Annotated in this window: 16 protein-coding genes; all 16 read left to right on the top strand. The window is 74.5% G+C overall.

Annotated elements, in window-relative coordinates; translation table 11 throughout:
- The first annotated feature begins 153 nt into the window (after positions 1-153).
- Genes Actob_RS15375 through Actob_RS15300 form a run of 16 tightly spaced genes read left to right on the top strand, consistent with a single transcriptional unit; the run spans position 154 to position 17,458 of the window.
- On the top strand, positions 154-972 hold the full coding sequence (locus Actob_RS15375) for a CHAT domain-containing protein (protein WP_284920862.1): 819 nt from the start codon (positions 154-156) through the stop codon (positions 970-972).
- Positions 969-4,334 (top strand): WD40 repeat domain-containing protein, encoded by a 3,366-nt coding sequence (locus Actob_RS15370; protein WP_284920861.1) that lies wholly within the window; start codon positions 969-971, stop codon positions 4,332-4,334. Before Actob_RS15375 ends, Actob_RS15370 begins: the two co-directional genes overlap by 4 nt.
- 1 nt (position 4,335) lies before the next feature.
- Positions 4,336-5,364, top strand: coding sequence for a radical SAM protein (locus Actob_RS15365; RefSeq protein ID WP_284920860.1), 1,029 nt, complete (start codon positions 4,336-4,338; stop codon positions 5,362-5,364).
- A gap of 7 nt (positions 5,365-5,371) precedes the next feature.
- Positions 5,372-5,581, top strand: a complete 210-nt coding sequence (locus Actob_RS15360) for a radical SAM-modified peptide, FtsH ternary system-associated (RefSeq protein WP_284920859.1) — start codon at positions 5,372-5,374, stop codon at positions 5,579-5,581.
- Complete coding sequence (locus tag Actob_RS15355; protein WP_284920858.1) at positions 5,578-6,150, top strand: hypothetical protein; 573 nt, start codon at positions 5,578-5,580, stop codon at positions 6,148-6,150. The genes Actob_RS15360 and Actob_RS15355 overlap by 4 nt, the downstream gene beginning before the upstream one ends.
- Positions 6,147-7,247: a HesA/MoeB/ThiF family protein gene (locus tag Actob_RS15350; RefSeq protein ID WP_284920857.1), complete on the top strand. Its 1,101-nt coding sequence runs from the start codon at positions 6,147-6,149 to the stop codon at positions 7,245-7,247. Before Actob_RS15355 ends, Actob_RS15350 begins: the two co-directional genes overlap by 4 nt.
- The gene (locus Actob_RS15345) at positions 7,226-8,752 is read left to right on the top strand and encodes an effector-associated domain EAD1-containing protein (RefSeq protein WP_284920856.1); all 1,527 of its coding nucleotides are present in this window, start codon (positions 7,226-7,228) and stop codon (positions 8,750-8,752) included. Before Actob_RS15350 ends, Actob_RS15345 begins: the two co-directional genes overlap by 22 nt.
- A gap of 10 nt (positions 8,753-8,762) precedes the next feature.
- Positions 8,763-9,737: a JAB N-terminal domain-containing protein gene (locus Actob_RS15340; protein ID WP_284920855.1), complete on the top strand. Its 975-nt coding sequence runs from the start codon at positions 8,763-8,765 to the stop codon at positions 9,735-9,737.
- Positions 9,734-10,573 (top strand): hypothetical protein, encoded by an 840-nt coding sequence (locus Actob_RS15335; RefSeq protein WP_284920854.1) that lies wholly within the window; start codon positions 9,734-9,736, stop codon positions 10,571-10,573. Before Actob_RS15340 ends, Actob_RS15335 begins: the two co-directional genes overlap by 4 nt.
- Positions 10,570-12,480 carry an ATP-binding protein gene (locus Actob_RS15330; protein WP_284920853.1) on the top strand — a complete coding sequence of 637 codons (1,911 nt, stop codon included), beginning with the start codon at positions 10,570-10,572 and terminating at the stop codon, positions 12,478-12,480. Before Actob_RS15335 ends, Actob_RS15330 begins: the two co-directional genes overlap by 4 nt.
- A complete protein-coding gene (locus Actob_RS15325; RefSeq protein ID WP_284920852.1) occupies positions 12,477-13,643 on the top strand; it encodes an AAA family ATPase in 1,167 nt (388 codons plus the stop codon). Before Actob_RS15330 ends, Actob_RS15325 begins: the two co-directional genes overlap by 4 nt.
- Complete coding sequence (locus Actob_RS15320) at positions 13,636-14,409, top strand: molecular chaperone DnaJ (RefSeq protein WP_284920851.1); 774 nt, start codon at positions 13,636-13,638, stop codon at positions 14,407-14,409. Before Actob_RS15325 ends, Actob_RS15320 begins: the two co-directional genes overlap by 8 nt.
- 10 nt (positions 14,410-14,419) lie before the next feature.
- Complete coding sequence (locus Actob_RS15315) at positions 14,420-14,686, top strand: hypothetical protein (protein WP_284920850.1); 267 nt, start codon at positions 14,420-14,422, stop codon at positions 14,684-14,686.
- Positions 14,679-15,251, top strand: a complete 573-nt coding sequence (locus tag Actob_RS15310) for a hypothetical protein (protein WP_284920849.1) — start codon at positions 14,679-14,681, stop codon at positions 15,249-15,251. Before Actob_RS15315 ends, Actob_RS15310 begins: the two co-directional genes overlap by 8 nt.
- 2 nt (positions 15,252-15,253) lie before the next feature.
- A complete protein-coding gene (locus Actob_RS15305) occupies positions 15,254-16,789 on the top strand; it encodes a hypothetical protein (RefSeq protein WP_284920848.1) in 1,536 nt (511 codons plus the stop codon).
- 36 nt (positions 16,790-16,825) lie between these two features.
- The gene (locus tag Actob_RS15300) at positions 16,826-17,458 is read left to right on the top strand and encodes a hypothetical protein (RefSeq protein WP_284920847.1); all 633 of its coding nucleotides are present in this window, start codon (positions 16,826-16,828) and stop codon (positions 17,456-17,458) included.
- The last annotated feature ends 464 nt before the right edge of the window (positions 17,459-17,922 follow it).

The raw sequence follows: 17,922 nt of genomic DNA, 5'->3' as shown, positions 1-17,922 counted from the left end.
GGGCGAGACGATCCTCAATGTAACCCCGGGGGCGCCGTTGATCATTAACGATGATCATTGCGAAATACCCGGAATCAGTAGGCCCTCCGGAGGATTCACCGCCGGTAGTCCAGTGGCTAGCCTGTGTCCCTCGATTACCTCCGGGGAACCAACATGCCCACTCGGCTCAGTGACCGCGAACTCGAAGAATTGTCCCGCCTTTTTCCGCCCGGCCGGCCGCTGACCGCGAAACTCCTTCGCCATGCCGGAATCAGCGGCACGCTGCTGCCGGCCACGGCCGGTATCACGCCGTTCGAATACTGGTCCGCCGTCGACGACGCGATCGCCGACGGGATGATTCCGGACGGCCGGCGCAGCATTCTCGGCGCCGCGCTCGCGGTGTATCCGCACAACGGTGTGCTCGGCGCCGGGCGGTGGACGGTGCTCTTCGTGGGCAGCAGCCCGGACGGGACGCGGCGGCTGCGCGCCGACCGGGAGCTGCGGGCGATCCGGGAGCTGAGCGGGCCGTTCGAGCTGCGGCACCGGACCGCGGCGGCCGCCGGCGACCTGACCGCGGTGCGCGTCGAGCGACCGGACATCCTGCACCTGAGCTGCCACGGGGACGGCGGCCGGCTGGTCTTCGAGGGCGGCGACGGCAAGCCGGAGACGGTGTCCGCGGCGGATCTCGCGGAGGCGCTCGCGGCGTACCGCGAAGATCTTGATCTGCGGTTGCGCGGGATCGTGCTGAACTGCTGCTTCGGCGAGGTGGCGGCGGAGCTGCTGCGCGGGCACGCGGACGAGGTGGTGGCGCACCGGCTGGAGCTGGACGACGGGTGCGCGGTGCGGTTCGCGCGCGAGCTGTACGCCGCGCTGCCGGACGCGAAATCCCTGGCCGGGGCCGCTCGGGTCGCGGTCCGCGAGCTGGTGCTGACCGATGCCGGTTGCCGTTCGCTGGGGCAGGACCTGCTGGTGTACGACGGGTCCGCCGGGTGAGCGCGGCCGGGACCGGTGGCGGCGGGGCCGGCCTGCGCGCCTGGACTGTCGCACACGCCCGCAGCGTCGGCCGCAGCGGCAACCCGGCCGCCAAGGGGACGACGTCCTCCGACGGGGCGAACGTACCGGTGCACGCCGACTTCGTGCGGCACGCGGGCTCGGTACTGGCGCTGGCCACCGGGACCCTGCCGGACGGCCGGCCGATTCTCGCCTCCGGCGGCAAGGAGAGCTGGGTCCGCATCCACGACCTGACCACCGGGGACGTCGTGGCGACCCTGTCGGATCAGCACAAGGCCCAGGTCCGGGCGCTCGTCTTCGGTCCTGGCAGCGACCCCGGCGACGAGGTGTTGTGTTCCGCCGACGCGGAGGGCGTTCTGCTGGAATGGCAGTTCGTCGCCTCGGGGATACGCCAGGGGCCGACCGCGGTCGGCGACCTGGCCTCGCATGTCGAGGGAATCCAGGCGATGGCCCGCAGCAGCTTCGGCCTGCTCGCGATCGGCGTCAAGGACGGGCTCGTCATCGACCCGGAGTCCGGCCGCAGCTGGCAGGCGCACAGCGGCGGGGTGCGCGGGCTGGCGTTCTACCGCGAGGACGAGTGGCACGAGGTCCTGGTCTCCGCGGGCAACGACCAGACGGTCCGGACCTGGAGCCCGGAGACCGGCCGCCAGCGCCGGGTGCTGGTCCACCACCGGTCCTGGGTGACCTCGCTGGCGGTCACCGACCTGCCCGGCCGGGGGACGGTGATCGCCTCGGGCGACGGCAGCGGGTCGCTGTCGCTGGTCGACACCGAGGGACGGGAGATCGCTCCGCTGCGCCCGCACGTCGGCTGGGTGCGCGCGCTGTGCTTCACGGTGCTGGGTCAGGTGCCCGTGCTGGTCTCGTCCGGCTCGGACAACGACATCATGATCCACAACGCGCTGACCGGCGCGCTGATCAAGAAGATCCAGGATCCGGGGTGGCCGCATCCGGCGGACGCGCTGGCCGTCGCGACCCTGGCCGACGGGCGGGTGCTGCTGGTGGGTGGCGCGCCGACCGGCCAGATCCGGGCCTGGGTGCTGGCCGGCGCCGCCGCCCGCCCCGCACCGGCCGCCGCGGCACCGGTCGTGACCGGCGCGGCCGGTTTCGAGGCGGGCGTCCCGATCGTGGCCGTCGCCGCCACCCGAGCGTCGAGCGTGCACGCGGGCCGGGACATGGTGACCGAGCCGCAGGGCCGGCTGTTCCCGCAGACGGTGGCCCTGGCCCCGGACGAGCGGGGCGATCCGGTCACCGTCGCGACCTGGCAGAACGGGACCGGCTGGGAGCTCGCCGCGATGCGCCGCGGCCGCCCGACGCGCTACCACGAGCTGGACGTCGTCAGTTCGCCGATGCTCGCCGCCGCCCCGTTGCGCGGCACCGCGATCGCCCTGGCCCTGGACGGGGACTGGGACGGCAGCATCCTGACCCTCGACCTCACGGATCCCACACCCGGGTGGAGTTTCGATCCCGCCGACGAGCCGCCGGCCCAGGCGACGGCGTTGACGCTGGCGAACGGGTCCGGTGACCGGCCGCGGCTGGTGGTCGGGGGGCGCGGGGGCGTCCTGGCGGTGTTCGACGGCCCGATGTTCGCGCAGACCTGGGTCCGGGCCGGGGTGCACGGCAGCCCGATCCTCACGGTCGCCTACCAGGCCATGACGGACGGGGCCGACCTGATCGCGACCGGCGGGACCGACGGCGCGGTCCGGGTGACCAACGCGGAGAACGGCGAGCTGGTGGCCAACCTCCGCGGTCACCGCGGCCCGGTCTCCGCGGTGGCGATGGCCGTGCTGCCGGACGGGCGGCCCGTCGTCGCCAGCGGCGGCATCGACGGCGACATCCGGATCTCCTACGCCCGCACCGGCGGCATCCGGCACACGGTCAACGACGGCGCGCCGATCCACGACCTGGCCATGGTCACCGTGGGCGCCACGCCGCTGCTGATCAGCTGCGGGGAGAACCCCGGCGGCGAGGTGTGGGATCCCGGCTCCGGCCAGCACCTGGTCCAGCTCGACGGCAGTTCCTCGCTGTACTCCGTGGCCGCGCTCGCCGCACCGGACGGCACCGTGACCGTCGTCGCGGGCGGCGTGACGCGCCAGGTCCTGGAGTGGAAACTGGCGGTGACCGGTGCGCGCCCGGCCGCCGAGCAGGAGTTCGACGAGGCGGAACCGGTGAACGTCCGCCTGCGGGCCTGTGCCGTGGGCCTGTCGGTGCTCAGCGAGTACGACCTCAACCCGCCGCTGAGCCTGCTCGCCGACCTGGTCACGCTGACCGGCGGTGGCCGCGTGGCCGACCCGGCCCTGGCTCCGATCGCCGAGTCGCAGGGCCTCGCCCGGCTGCGTGACCTGCACTGGTCCACGCCGGGCCGGGTCGGCCTGGCCGCGCTGCTGCTCGCCGACCTGCCCGCCGACCCGGCGTTCGTCCCGCCGGCCGGCGGCACCGCCGAGCGGCTGGAGACGCTGCTCGCCGCGCTCTGGTCCGGGCCGGCCCCGCACCAGGCGCCGCCGGTCCCCTACCCGGCGCTGGCCGCTGCCGCGCACGGCGTCGACGAGCAGCTGCTCAGCCTGCTCGCGGTGCTCGGCGAGAACGCGGTGGCCGCCGACCCCACGCTCGCGGTCCGGCTGCGGCACCGGGCGTCCGCGTTTCCCGAGCTGGGGCGCCGGCAGCGGCTGCTGCTCGCGGAGATGGTCCGGCACCCGCGCCGCAACAGCCGGTCGCGGGCCGGGCTGCGGGTCTACTCACCCACCACGGACGGGATCAGCCGCCGGGGCCGGCTGCCGCACCTGCTGCCCACCCAGCTGGCGCTGCCCCGCGAGCCGTTCGCGATCCGGTACGCCCGGCAGGAGCTGCTCTACCGGCTGCACGAGGACGACGCCGACCCGGTGCTGCCCAGCGTGACGATCGTCCTGGACACCACGCCGGCCACGTTCGGGCCGGTGGAGACGGTGCTGCGGACCGCCGGGCACGTCGTGGCGACCACGCTGTGGGAGTCCGGCCGGGCGCCGATGCTGGTCTGCCTGGACCGCCCCGAGCACGCGGTGAGCCTGGACGAGCCCACCGATCTCACGGCGCTGTGGACCACCCGTACGCTGCGCCCGCCGGACCTGGCCCGGGCGCTGGCCACCGCTACCGCCCAGCGGCCGCCGGTGACCGCCCTGCTCACCCAGCACCACCTGATCCGCGACCAGCAGGTGGTGCCCGGGCCGCAGCTGCGGGTGCTCTCCGCGTACCTGCCGGCCGACCCGCCGCCGCGGGGCACGGCCGGCCGGTACCACGCCCACCTCGGCCCGCACCCCAGCTCCGAGGAGCTGGCCGCGGCGGTCGCCGTCCTGCTGGCGCCGGTGGCCTGAGATGACCGTGATCCCGCTTCCGCTCTGGCAGCCGGCGCTGCTCGGCACCGCGCTGCCGGACGGCCGGGTGCGGTGCGAGCTGTGCCCGCACGAGTGTGTGCTGGCGCCCGGCGAGAGCGGCCGGTGCGCGGTGCGCCGCAACGACGGCGGGGTGCTGCGCACGGCGGCCGGGTCGCCGGCCGTGGCGCATCTGGACGCGATCGAGCGCAAGCCGTTCTACCACGCCTGGCCGGGGCGGAAGGTGCTGACCGTCGCCGGTCCCGGGTGCAGTTTCCGCTGCAACTACTGCCTGAATTACCGCCTTTCCCAGTTCGGGCGGGATCCGGCCGTACCGTGGACCGGGTCCGCGGCGGAGCCGGCGGCGATAGTGGCCCGGGCGGACCGGGAGCGGGCGGCGATCGGCCTGTCCTACTCGGAGCCGAGCCTGGCCGTCGAGCTCACCCTGGAGCTGGCCGACCGGGCCGCGCCGCACGACCTGCCGATCCTCTGGAAGAGCAACGGCTTCCTCACCGCCGCCGGCGCGGATCTGGTCGCGCCGGTGCTGGCCGCGGTGAACATCGACGTCAAGGCGGCCACCGACGCGGCGCACCGGCGCCTGACCGGGGCGCCGCTGGGGCCGGTGCTGGACACCGTGCGGCGGCTGCGCGCGGCCGGGGTGTGGGTGGAGATCAGCACCCCGCTGATCCCGGGAATCAGCGACCGGGAATCCGATCTTCGCGCGATCGCCGGTCGGCTGGCCGAAATCGATCAAACAATGCCGTGGCATCTGCTGCGTTTCACGCCGGAATACCGGATGCTGCGGCAGGATCCGACGGCGCCGGAAAGCCTGCGCCGGGCGCGGGAGATCGGCCGCGAGGCGGGTCTGCGATTCGTGTATGTGGAACGGGCGCTCGGCCCGGAGGGACGTAATACCAGGTGTCCGGGTTGTGACAGGGAATTGATAGCCCGAGGCCTGTGGGAGACACTGTCAGTCACGCTCGCCGGTGGGGCGTGTCCCCACTGCCGCGCGTCTATTCCGGGGCGTTGGTGATGCTGCCGTGCACGAGAACATCTTCGTCGAGTCACTGCCCGATCTGATCAGTGCCGAGGAGTATGCCGACCATCCGGACGGGCGACTGATCCGGCTGCGGATCGACTGCGACGACGACGGTGTGCGGATCCTCGGCGACGCCCTGCGCCCGGCCGAGCTGGAGGCGCTGCTGCGCGAGCTCGGCGGCGGACCGACGGAGCAGATGCTGTGCGGGTGACCGGTCCGGCGGACTTCGTGGCCGGCCTGAGCGCGCCGTTCCGGCCGCCGGCGACCGAGACGGCCGCCTCCGGCGTGGCGACGACGGTGCTCACCTCCTGGTGGAACCACAACTTCTGCGACGCGTGCGGGCACACCTTCCGCCGCGGTGACCGGGTGCGGTTCGCCGAGGCGGGCGGCCGGCCGACGCACCTGGCGCCGGCCACCGGCTGCCCGGGCGCCGAGCCGCCGGCCGGCGAGGCGAAAGAGGGTGACGCGGCGGCGTTCGCCGACGGGCTGCTGACCGCCTGGCACCCGGCGCCGGACGTGCCGGTGACCCCGCTGACGGCCGGCAACCCGCTGCTCGCGCCGCCGCGCGGCCGGATGCCCCGGGCCCGCTGCCTGTTCTGCGCGCACACCCTGCGCCGCGAGGAGCGGGTGGTGATCTGCCCGTGCCGGCCGGCCGCGCCGCGCTGCGCGGCGGCCGTGCACCGCGACGCCGCGGCCGGACTGACCTGCTGGGAGAGCTGGCGGCCGGACGGCGCGCTGAAGGTCTGCCCGGTCACCTTCTCCCGGCTCGGTGCCGGATGACCGCCCGCACCGCCCCGGACCGGTACGCCCGGCAGCGCCTGGTCCCGCAGTGGGATCAGGACCGCCTCGCCGCCGCGACGGTGGTGATCTGCGGGGCCGGCGCGCTCGGCAACGAGGCGGCGAAGAACCTGGCCCTGGCCGGGGTGGGCCGGCTGGTCCTCTGCGACCCGGACGTGGTCGCCGCGTCCAACCTGAGCCGCTGCGTGCTGTTCGGCCCGGAGGACGTGGGCCGGCCCAAGGTGGCGGCGGCCGCCGCGGCGCTGGCCCGGCTGGCGCCCGGCGTCGAGGTCGAGCAGCGCCCGGCCGACCTGGTGCGCGGCGCCGGGCTCGGCGAGCTGGCCGGCGCGGTGACGCTCGGCTGCCTGGACAGCCGGCAGGGCCGGTTGCAGCTGCTCGGCCGGTGCGCGCTGGCCGAGGCGCCGCTGGTCGACGGCGGCACCTCGCCGTGGGGTGGCGAGGTGCGGATCCGGCTGTCGGCCGCCGACGCCTGTTACGCGTGCGCGCTGACCGCCCGGCAGCGGGCCGATCCGGACGCCCGGATCGGCTGTGACGCCCCGCGCGGCGAGCGGGCCCGGCCGGCGTCCATCGTGTCCACCTCGATAGTGGCCGGCTGGCTCACCCAGGCGGCGTTGCGGATCCTCTTCGGGGTGCCGCCGGCCTGGCGGTTCCTGGAGATCGACGGGCTGACCGGCGGCACCGCCCCGGTCCGGGTGTCCCGCGACCCGGACTGCCTGCACCACCGCCCGCTCGGCCGGGCCCAGCCGATCCCGGTGAGCGCCCGGTCGACAGTCGCCGACCTGGTCGCCGCCTGCACCGCGGTGACCGGGGAGCCGGACGCCGAGCCGCAGTCCTGGGCGCCGTTCGCGATACCGACCCGGTGCCGGCGGTGCGGCACCGAGCGGATCCCGGACGCCGGTCAGGGCCCGGGCAGTGTCGCGTGCCCGGCCTGCGGCGGCCCGGTCCGGCTGCGGGTCAGCCAGGACCTGCGCGGCCGGCCACCGCGGACCCGGCTCGCCGAGCTCGGCGTCCCGGCCGAGGAGATCGTCACCGTCCGTTCGCCGAAGGGGAGCTTCACATGGGTACGCCTGGCGCGCTGAGCGGCGAGCCGGAACGCTTCCGCATGTCCGGGCCGGAGGCCCGGCTGACCCCCGACGAGCAGGACGACCTGCGCGACGAGCTGGCCCGGGTGTTCAGCGACGAGCGCAGCGCGCTGCGGCTGGTCCAGCAGATCCGGTTCCCGCGGGCGCGGATCCCGAACTGGGCCGGGTCCACCCCGGAGGACTGGTGGGAGGACATCTTCGTCGAGCTGGCCAACGGGATCATCGCGACGCCGTACCGGAGCCTGATCGTGGCCACCCTGCGCCGGTACCGGGAGAACGCGCTCTGTGTCCGGCTGGCCGAGCGGTACGGGCTGTTCGGCGAGGACGCCCCGGAGCTGGAGCCGAAACTGAAGGCGCGGGCCGCGGCGGTGCTGCCGTTCCCGGCGACGGCCAAGCCGGTGCCCGGGCAGTGCCACGTGATCTGCCGGGCCCGTACCGAGGAGGACCTGGCCCGGGTGCGCGGCACGCTGGAGGCGCTGGGCCTGGGGCCGGAGGAGGTGTGGTCGACGGGCACCGCGGCGTCCTACCGGATCAACACCGGGGACGTGGCCGCGGCCCGGCGCCGGCTGATCACCACCGACCTGGCGTTCATCCTGGTCGCGCCGGGTGAGCCGGACTACCTGTTCCGGGAGCTGTTCTTCCAGGGGCCGGACGGCTCGCGGTTCCGGGTCACCGACGCGCCGGCCCAGCAGACCGTCGGCGGGTTGGCCGGTGACGTGGTCCGGGAGTACACCTCGCTGGGCGACGCCGGGATACGCCCGACGGTGGTGGACCGGCTCGACGAGGAGGGCGAGCGGCACCGGCTGGACGCCGATCAGACGCTGCACGAGGCCGGGATCCGGGACGGCGACAGCTTCCGGATCGGGTTCGAGGGCACCGCCGGCGTGGTCAACCCGCTGGACCGGCAGGACGCGCTGTACCGGGCGAAACGGCAGATCCTCGGGTACGCCGGCAACCACCCGGGTTTCGTGGTGGCCGCCAATTCGCCGACCCTGCCCACCGAGTACGAGTTCGCCTTCGAGCAGCCCGGCTTCGGCCCGCCCCGGGTGCCCGGCGGCGAGCCGGTCCGGGTCGACCACCACGAGGTGCTGATGCAGCTCGGCCCGGAGTTCCCGGAGAAGGCGCCGACGGTGTTCTGGCTGTCCCCGGTCTTCCACCCGAACGTCTACCCGAACTATGACAGCGACGCGGCCCGCGCCGAGCCGAACGCGCAGGGCCTGGTCTGCCTCGGGATGCTCTCCGAGGGCTGGTATCCGGGCCTGGACCTGCGCGAGGTGTGCCAGACCCTGGTGGAGATCGCCGGGTACCGCAACTACGACCTGTTCCAGCCGACCGGCGACGTGACCCTGGAGGGTGCCGAGGTGCGGGCGAACTTCTTCGATGCCACGGCGGCCGCCTGGGCGCACGGCAACCAGGCGGCGATCGAGGCGGTCGGCGGCCGGCCGCTGGCCCGGCGGGTCCGCGAGCCGGAGTACCCGAATGTCATCGAGTCCCTGGACTGATCGGGATCCGATGCAGCCGAGCCTGGACATCTACCGGTCCGACGACTACGTCAGCGTCGGCCGGCTAGACCTGCTCGCCGTGCTGCAGGCCGCCTTCGAGCGGATGCTCGGCCAGCGGCTCGACGACACCGAGTTCCAGCTCACCTTCCACCGGATCAACGACGATCAGCGGCCCTCCGGCCGGCCGTCGGTGGTCAACCTGCAACGTGCCTTCGGGTACGTGCACGTCCGGATCACCCGCGACGGCAAGGTGCTCTACCAGCACCTGCACTCGCTGCGCGAGCTGATGACCGGGCCACTGCGGGCGCTGCTCAGCCGGCTCGCCCCGGAGGAGACGCACTGGGGGTTCGGGATCAGCGGCATCCCGGAGGCGCCGCGGAAACCGTCGCCGTCGGACGCCCGGCTGATCGCGGCGGCGGCCGGCGCGGAGGAACCGGCCATGTCGCGGGTCGAGGAGCTGCCCGACGAGGAGGCGCCGGAGGCGGACGGGACGAGACTGGGCGCGCCGCCGGACGCCGGTGACGACCTGGCGGTGGTGCTGGCCGGGGCGGCGTACCGGAAGCTGACGGCGGAGCTGCCGCACTCGACCGAGGTGGAGTCGGGCGGCTTCCTGGTCGGCCGGCTGTGCCGGGACACCAGCCGGGCCGGGCGGCATCTGGTGCTGATCGACGACGTGCTGCCGGCGCAGCGCACCGCCGCCTCCACGGTCCGGCTCACCTTCACCGCGGAGAGCTTCCTGCGGGCCAACCACGCGCTGTCCCGGCGGCCCGGCGACCGGCTGCTCGGCTGGTGGCACACCCACCTGTTCCCGGCCACCGACCGGTTCGGGCTCTCCAGCGCCGACGTGGAGCTGCACCTGCGGACGTACCGGCGGCCGTGGCAGGTGGCCGGGCTGCTCAACCTCGACGACGGCGGGTGGACACTGCGGTTCTACGCCCGCCGGGGACGGGAGCTGGCGCTGATCCCGTACGGGGTGAGCGGATGACCACGGCGTTGGAGACGGCGAACCGGGTGCTGGTCTGGTGCGGCCGGCCGAGCGGGCCGCCCCCGCTGGGCGGGATGGGTGAGACGACGGGTCTGGCCGCACCGGAGCCCGGCACGCTGGCGCGGCTGCGGGACATGGCGGCGCACACCGGCGCCCGGCTCGGGGCGGGCCGGTCGCGGCTCGGCGACGACGGCTGCCGGCTCGGGCTGGGCGCGTTGCTGCTGGCGGCGGCGGTCGGCGCCCGGGGCGATCGGAAGGTGGCGTTGCGGCTGGCCGAGGCGGCCGCCGAGACGCCGGGGCGGGGCTGGACCGACCAGTTGTGCCGGTACGCCGTACTCCGGCCGGTCCTCGAACCGCGTCGCGGCGCGGTCAGCGCGTTCCAGCTGGAACCCGCCCTGATCGACGCGCTGCTGCGGGCCGCCACGCTCACCCAGGTGCTGCACCGCCCGGCGGACGGCACCGACGGCGTGGCCGTCGGCACCGCGGCGGAGCTGCTGTCCCGCCCGCGCGGGCCGGCGGTGCTGGCCGGGGTGCTGGCCGCCCCGCACCCGGACGCCGCGGTGCGCCGCTGGCGGGGCGAACTGCTGGACCGGTTCCGGCACGCGCACCGGTCGTTCGTCATCGACGTCTACGTGCTGGCCCGGTTGCGCCACGCCGCCGAGTGGGACCGGCTGGTCGGCGCCGACCGGCCGGACCCGAGCACCGCCCGGTACTGGGCGCCGCTGGCCGCGATCGACGCGGACCCGGCCCGCCCGCTCGCCGCCCGGCCGTTCCTGGACGGCCACCAGAGCGCCGTGGCCCTGGCCCGGGCGCTGAACGGAGGGAACCTGACATGACGCCGCGCCGCCGTGAACTGGTCGTGGTGCCGCTGGCCCGGGCCGGCTTCGAGGACGCCCACGTGCTGGCCGACGACGGCCTGACCCTCGGTGAGCTGCTGCGTGAGCAACCGGCGTTCGTCGGTGAGCCGCTCACCCCGGCCGACCTGACGATCCGGGTGAGCCGCCTGCACCTGCTGATCGAGGATCCGGACCCGGCCCGGGCGATGTACTGGCCGCCGGGGATCGAGGTGGCCGGGCGTACCGTTACCGCTCCGCAGCAGGCGGAGCCCACCGAGGCGAAGGCGTCCGGCGTGGTGCTCGCCGACGACGGGCATCCGGCGGAGCTCGACGATCGGCGGGTCGTGCTGATCGCCCACGACCTGGAGATCACCCGGGCCGCGGCGTACCTGGACAGTGGTCTCTCGGTGTTGATCCGCTGCGAGAAACTGCTGGTCGAGCACCTGGTCGCGGAGATCGCCGGGCGGGCCGGGCGGCGGGTGCGCACGGTGGAGGCGACCGAGCCGGCCAGCGACGTGCTGGGCATCGCACCGAGCCGGCGGCAGCAGGTGCTGGCCGGGTTGCAGACCCTGGTCCGGGACGCCAAACCGGCCGACGTCGTGGTGGTGCCGCACCTCGACCTGCTCGCCGGGGGCAGCGACGCGACCCTGAACGCCGAGGCGCGGGAGCTGACCGACGTGCTCTACGAGCGCAGTGGCTGCGTGCTGCTCGCCTTCACCGACCCGTCGCTGGTGATCCCGGAGGTGCTGGCCAACCGGTTCGCGGTCCGGGTGGCGATCGACATCCTGCCGCGCGAGGTGCGCACCCAGAGCGGCGACCGGGTGCCGGCCGGGACCGCCCTGGTCACCCGGGACGAGGCGGCGCTGTTCCGCGGGTTCGACCCGATGACGCTCTACAAGCACATCGCCGGGTTCAACGCGGTACGGCTGCGGCACGCCCTGCGCTACGCCTACCACCAGCACCGGGGCACCACCTCCACGTTCGAGGTGCTGATCGCCGAGCTGCGCACGTTCAAGGCGCGCACCTCCAGTGCCTTCGAGGTGCCGAACGTCAGCTTCACCGCGATCGGTGGTTACGACGACATCAAGCGGGAGCTGCACCGCGCCCTGAAGATCATCCGGTTCGCCGACGACCTGCCCGAGCGGATGCGGCACGACCTGGTGCCCCGCGGGTTCATCTTCCACGGGCCGCCGGGCACCGGGAAGACGCTGTTCGCCAAGGCGATAGCGAACGCCTTCGACGCCACCATCCTGGTCGTCTCCGGCCCGGAGATCACCGACATGTACGTCGGGGAGGGCGAGCGCAAGGTCCGGGAGATCTTCGCCGAGGCCCGCCGGAACGCCCCCGCCGTGATCGTCTTCGACGAGTTCGACTCGATCGCGTCCCGGCGCAGCGGCCGCGACGACGGCGGCAACCGGGCCGGCAACGCCATGGTGGCGCAGCTGCTCACCGAGATGGACGGGTTCCGCCCGGAGGTGCCGGTGGTGGTGATCGGCACCACCAACCGGATCGACATCATCGACGACGCGCTGCTGCGCCCCAGCCGGTTCAAGCCGATCCGGATCGACCTGCCCGACGAGCCGGCCCGCCGGCACATCGCCCGGGTGCACGCCGACCACTTCGAGGTGCCGGTCAGCGACGAGCTGCTGGACGGGATCGCCCGGGCCACCGAGAAGATGAACGGCGACGAGATCCGGTCGATCTTCCGGGACGCGCGGGCCGACGAGCTGGTCGGCGAGCCGCCGGTGCCGGCCGACGCGTACCGGCTGGGCACCCTGATCGGCCTGCAGCGGCGGGCCGCGCAGGAACGTGACGTGGACCGGGACCAGACGCAGCCGCGCCGGCCCGGCCACCGCCCCCGCATGATCGTGCTGAGCGCGACGCCGTCTACCGAGGAGCCCGCATGACCGACGTGCTGGACCGCGACCTGCTGCTGCTGGCCCGGACGTTCGTCCGGCGGGTCGAGGACATCAAGAACGAGTTCGCCGACCGGGACCAGGTGCTCGACGTGGTCGCGCTGGCCACGCTCTGCCAGGAGCACGCGCTGCTGATCGGGCCGCCCGGCACCGCCAAGACCGGGCTGCTGCAGCGGTACGCCGCCATGCTGGACACCCACTGCTTCCAGTACCTGCTGACCAAGTTCACCGAGCCGGCCGAGCTGTTCGGCCCGGTGGACGTGAAGAAGTTCCAGGAGGACGGCGTCTACCAGGTGAAGACGGCGGGCATGCTGCCGGAGTCCAAGCTGGCCTTCCTCGACGAGATCTTCCAGGGCAGCAGCGCCATCCTGAACTCGCTGCTGACCATCGTGAACGAGCGGGTCTTCCACAACGGCGCCGACTTCATCCGCACCGACCTGCTGAGCATCTTCGGCGCGTCCAACGAGATGCCCGACGACCCGGTCCTGGAGGCGTTCTGCGACCGGTTCCTGTTCCGCTGCCGGCTCGACTACGTGCCCGAGGACGCCATCGAGCACATGCTCGCGCTCGGCTGGCGCGGTGAGCAGGCGGCCGCGTCCGCGGCGACCGGCCGGTTCCCGCTGGAGCAGCTGCGCACCCTGCAACGGGCCATCCTCGGCATCGACCTGGACCCGGTCCGGGAGCCGCTGACCAAGCTGCTGTACGCGTTCCGCGAGGAGGGCATCGACTTCTCCGACCGGCGGGCGGTCAAGTCGCAGAAGGCGATCGCCGCCTCCGCGCTGCTCGGCGGCCGGGCCCGGGCGAGCGTGGAGGACCTGGCGCCGATCGTGCACATGTGGGGCAGCCCGCAGGACGAGGTGTCGATCCGCCGGATCATCGAGTCGCAGGGCATCCCGCTGGACCGGACCGCGGCCGATGTGCGGGACCTGCCGGAGATCACGTACGACCTGCGGCACCTGCGGCTGCAACTGGAGCAGGTCCGGTCGGTCGAGGAGCACCGCGAGGTGATGCGCCGGCTGGGGGCGCTGCGGCACGAGACCCAGACGCACTACCCGCACGCCGCGATGGAGCTGGCCGAGATCGGGCGTACCCAGCGGGAGGTCATGGAACGGCTGCGCGAGCAGGTCACCGGAGAGGACGTCTGGAATGTGTAATCCACGGCGGATCCAGGTCAGCGCCACCCGGCACCTGGCGCAGGAGTGGGAGCGGCAGCTGGAGCGGGTGGTCCAGCGCAGCGCGGAGGTGCTCGGCGAGGCCCGGATCGCGGAGAACCTCGGCGCGTCGCTGGGCCGGCCGACGCTGATCGCGCTGGAGCGGGTGCTGGAACGCAGCCCGGCGTGGCGGCGGGACGGGGAGACGTACCGGCTGGAGCTGGACGGCGGGTACGTGGCGTACCACCTGGACCGGCGCGAGCTGGAGATCGTCGCGCAGGTGCGGGACCGGATCGCGGCCACCGGCCGGGCGGCGACCCGGGTGTCCGGGTCCATCGACACCGAGGTGTCGGCGAGCGGCGAGGGCGTCTACTACGACGACGGGTGGGGCCGGCTGACCCCGGCCGACGCCCGCCGGGAGGCCCGGCGGAACCTCGCCGAGAACCTGGACCGGGCCGAGGAGACGGAACGGCTGCGGGCGTACGCGGCGGCCGAGCGCGAGCACGGCGGTGACCTGGAGGCGGCCGCCGGGCAGGAGGCCGACGCCAAGCTCGCCCACGACCGGGCGGTGGTCTCGGCGGAGCTGCGGCGCAAGGCCGCCGCGCTGATCACCGAGGTGGGCGCGGCCGGGCGGGCCGCGTTCCACGCCGTGCTGGCCGAGGCGTACCGGGACGCGATCATGGCGTACGCCCGGGTACGCGGTGCCACCAACCTGGTGATGACCGAGGAGAACGGCGTCGTCGACATCCAGTTCGAGATCGGCGCCTGAGGGGGACGGCATGCGGGTACGGGTCCGATTCCGCTATCGCACCGAGACCGGTGAGGTGGAGATCTTCAGCGTGGACGAGACCGAGGGTGGCCCGCGGGCCGCCGACCACGACACCCGGCACGATCGGATCGCCGCCGACGTGGGCCGGGTGGTCGACCCGAACCCGCTGGTCACCCGGGAGGCGCCGGCCGTCGCGGAGACCCTGCCGGCCGACCGGCAGCAGGCGCCGCGGGAGACCGAGCCGGTCCGCGAGCGGGACGACCGCCGGCGTGAGTAGGCGCGATCTGCTGGAGAACGCCGCCCAGTGCTACGAGGCGGCGAAGGCGCCGGCCGAGGCGGCCCGCTGCTACTACGAGGCCGGCGCCTATCGCCAGGCGGCCGCCCTCTACACCCGGCTGGACATGTTGCGGGAGGCGGCCGCCGCGCACGCGGCCGGCGGCCGGCACGAGGACGGCGCCTGGCTGCTCGTGCACCGGCTGAACGACCCGGAACAGGCCCGGGTCATGCTGGCCAAGATGGCCCGGGAGCGGGGCGCCGACCCGCTCGCCGCCAACCTGGTGCTGGCCCGCTGCCGGGTCGCCGAGGACGGCGACCTGCGGGCCGCGATCCCGCTGCTGGCCACCGCCGCCGCCGCGCTCGCCAACCGGGAGACCCGCGCCGACCAGCGCATCGAGGACTGGTCGGTGGCCCTGGCCACCGCCGCGCACCGCTACGACCAGGCCGCGCTGATCTTCGCGGCGTCGGTGCGCGGGCGTCGCCGCCGGGCCGCCGACCGCTGGGCGGCCTGGTCACAGCAGCACCTGGGCACCGGGCTGCCGCCCTACGAGCAGGAGACGAGGTAGTGATGACCGGGATCTCGCGGGAGCCGCGCAGCGCCGGCCGGTTCGGTACGGCAGCCGGCGCGCTCGCCTTCCTCGGCGAGTTGCTCGCCCTGACCCCGCGCGAGACGATCACCGTGCTGGCGCACCGGGAGAGCCGCTCGTTCTGGATCTCCGCACCGGTCGACCTGGCGGTCTGCCGGGAGCTGGTGCTGGCGGCCGGCGGCCAGCCCCAGGTGGACACCGGTGACCGGTTCGTCAGGGATCGCGGGTTCGGCCCGCCGCCCGCCCACTCCGGCCCGGGGACCGGGCCGGCTCGGGCCGGGCTCACGCCGGTGCCGCCGCTGACCGTGGTACGCCTGGCCGGGCTGCAGCCGGCCACCCGGCATCCGCTGCGGCAGGCAGTGGTGCTGATGCCCGGGGCGGAGGTGGCGTCCGCCGTACGCCGAGGTCTTGATCTTGAATTGGAGCTGCGGCACCGGCCGGTGACGCTGCGACCGCTGTTCCCGGCGGACGACGCGGTTCCCGGGGTGACCGCCATGATCGAGGTGCGGGTGAGCGCGCCGCACGGGCACCTGCCACCGTCCTACCTGTCCGGGCTGATGCGCCGCCCGCTCACCGTGGTATGCCGGTCCGGCGGCGCCGACGCCGAGGTTCTCATCCAGTACGACCTGGCCGCCCCGATCCCCGACGAACGCCTCGCCGCGCTGGTCGAGGACGACGCGCACGTCCTCGCCGACGCCAGCTTCGGCTGCTGGCGGCTCACCCCGGCGGGCACCGGGTTCGCGCCCAGCGACAGCCTGGCCCGGCTGCGCGACGCCCCGCGGCTGGTCTCCCCGCCGCTGTCCGGCGACCACACCGCCATCGAGGCGCCCGAGGTGCACGTGCTGCCCACCCGCACGGCCGGCCCGCAGCGGGTCGACGCGATCCTGCTCGACGACCAGGATCTGGAGTTCCTGCCGCTGCTGCTGGACGGGCACCCGCTGGCCGAGGTGGCCACCGTGGTGCCGGGCCGGGACCGGCACCTGCTGACCGCGGCCGGCGGTGTGCTGGACCGGCTGCCGGTCGGCGCACCGCTGGTCTGCGCCGGGCCCGGCCTGCTCTACCTGCCGCTCGGGCACCGGATGAGCCCGCGGCTGCCACCGGCGGCGCGCACCGAGCTGTTCGAGGTCGACGACCGGCACGCCGTGGTGGTGCTGCCGGACGCGGTGCTCCGCTTCGACCTGGCCCGGCGGCGGCCCAGCTGGGAGCTGTGGGTGGGCGAGCCGCCGGAGTTCGACCTGCAGCTGCCCGGCTCGGTCACCGCCACGCTGGACAGCCTCACCCCGAAGAAACCGGCCCGTCCCGCCCCGCGCCGCGCGGAGGGCGCTGCCGTGCTGCGGCCGCTGCGCCGCGGCTGGGGCCGGATCACCCGGGACTCCGGTGCGCCGCGGCGCACCTGGCGCGACGACGCGCTGGACCTGGAGATTGCCGGGGACCTGGCCCGGGCCGCCGAGATGCACCGGCTGCACGGTGATCCGCTGCGGGCCGCCAACCTGTTCGAACGCGCCGCCCGCCAGTGAGAAACGCGCCGTCCGCCAGTGAAAGTGGAGGTCACCATGCCGGAGCTGTCCCTGCCGCCCCTCGACCAGCAACCGATCACCCTGGTACCCGAGCCCCTGGACGTGCGTGGCCCGGGCGATCCCGCGCCGGGTGAGCTGGCCGGGCGGCTGTTCCTGGGCGGCCCGCTCGCGGTCCCGCTGACCGGCGGGGCGGACGGGTTCGCCTACCGGCTCACCCATCTCGCGCTGACCGTGATCGCGGACGACGACGCGCCGTTCGAGTCGGTCACCCTGGGCGTCGAGCTGACCTGCGACGCCGGCGAGGCGATCGCCTGGTCGATGGCGCCGGACCGGGTCACCGACACCGCCCAGCTCACCGACCGGTTCCGGTTCGGGCCGCAGCTGAGCCTGCTCGGGGTGGAGGCGTCGCTCGGGTCGGTGGAGCGGACCCGGGTGCGGCAGGGGACGGAGTTGCTGGTCGAGGCGTTGCGTCCGCTGCGCGCCGACCCGGCCTGGGTGATCCGGCGGGGGCGGCACACGCCGGCGGCCGGGGCGTACCGGTTCGTCATGGTGGTGCGCAGCCCGGCCGGTGGCACGGTGCGGACCGGGATCACGGTGACCGCGCGGGTCCGCCGCCGCCGGCTGTTCGGCTACCGCACCAGCGAGCCGGTCATGGTGGATCTCCTCTGAGAAACCCCCCTTTCCTACGCTCTGGCGACGAACCAGGCGCAGCAGCCCCGTCCCGTGGCTCGGCGCCCGGTCCGCTTCGCTCGCGGGCCGCGACGCCGCGCCGGGCTGAATCCCGGGTGCGGGAAACGGTCACGGGTCAGCTCGGCATCGGATGCCACCGGCCGTCCTGCCCGTCCCATCGCCGCCGCAGCGATGCGCGCCAGGTTGCTCCCTCCTGTGGCGTCAGCACGCGCCGGTACGGAAGGGGTTCCGCGTGCAGTGTGGCCAGCCTCGTCCAGCGCGCTGGCTCCGAAGCGGCGGCGCTCATCGGCCATGACCTGCGCCGCGATCGTGCTGTGCGGCGGCGTGGTGAACATCGAGTCCGCCATCTCGGCCGCGGCGAGCAGAGCTCAGGTCAGGTCAGGTCCGCAACGCTATCGGCGCGGGTCCGTTGTCCGATGGCAGGTCGTCGTTCTGCGAGCCGC

The organism is Actinoplanes oblitus, from assembly GCF_030252345.1.
GTDB classification, from domain to species: Bacteria; Actinomycetota; Actinomycetes; order Mycobacteriales; family Micromonosporaceae; genus Actinoplanes; species Actinoplanes oblitus.
Note: the sequence above shows the minus strand (reverse complement) of the source record. Positions and strands in the feature narration are given on the sequence as shown.

Coding starts and splice junctions, on each gene's coding strand:
- Actob_RS15345 (WP_284920856.1), top strand. CDS start 7,226: ATGGGTACGCCTGGCGCGCTGAGCGGCGAGCCGGAACGCTTCCGCATG.
- Actob_RS15365 (WP_284920860.1), top strand. CDS start 4,336: ATGACCGTGATCCCGCTTCCGCTCTGGCAGCCGGCGCTGCTCGGCACC.
- Actob_RS15320 (WP_284920851.1), top strand. CDS start 13,636: ATGTGTAATCCACGGCGGATCCAGGTCAGCGCCACCCGGCACCTGGCG.
- Actob_RS15350 (WP_284920857.1), top strand. CDS start 6,147: ATGACCGCCCGCACCGCCCCGGACCGGTACGCCCGGCAGCGCCTGGTC.
- Actob_RS15305 (WP_284920848.1), top strand. CDS start 15,254: ATGACCGGGATCTCGCGGGAGCCGCGCAGCGCCGGCCGGTTCGGTACG.
- Actob_RS15335 (WP_284920854.1), top strand. CDS start 9,734: ATGACCACGGCGTTGGAGACGGCGAACCGGGTGCTGGTCTGGTGCGGC.
- Actob_RS15340 (WP_284920855.1), top strand. CDS start 8,763: ATGCAGCCGAGCCTGGACATCTACCGGTCCGACGACTACGTCAGCGTC.
- Actob_RS15315 (WP_284920850.1), top strand. CDS start 14,420: ATGCGGGTACGGGTCCGATTCCGCTATCGCACCGAGACCGGTGAGGTG.
- Actob_RS15375 (WP_284920862.1), top strand. CDS start 154: ATGCCCACTCGGCTCAGTGACCGCGAACTCGAAGAATTGTCCCGCCTT.
- Actob_RS15330 (WP_284920853.1), top strand. CDS start 10,570: ATGACGCCGCGCCGCCGTGAACTGGTCGTGGTGCCGCTGGCCCGGGCC.
- Actob_RS15300 (WP_284920847.1), top strand. CDS start 16,826: ATGCCGGAGCTGTCCCTGCCGCCCCTCGACCAGCAACCGATCACCCTG.
- Actob_RS15325 (WP_284920852.1), top strand. CDS start 12,477: ATGACCGACGTGCTGGACCGCGACCTGCTGCTGCTGGCCCGGACGTTC.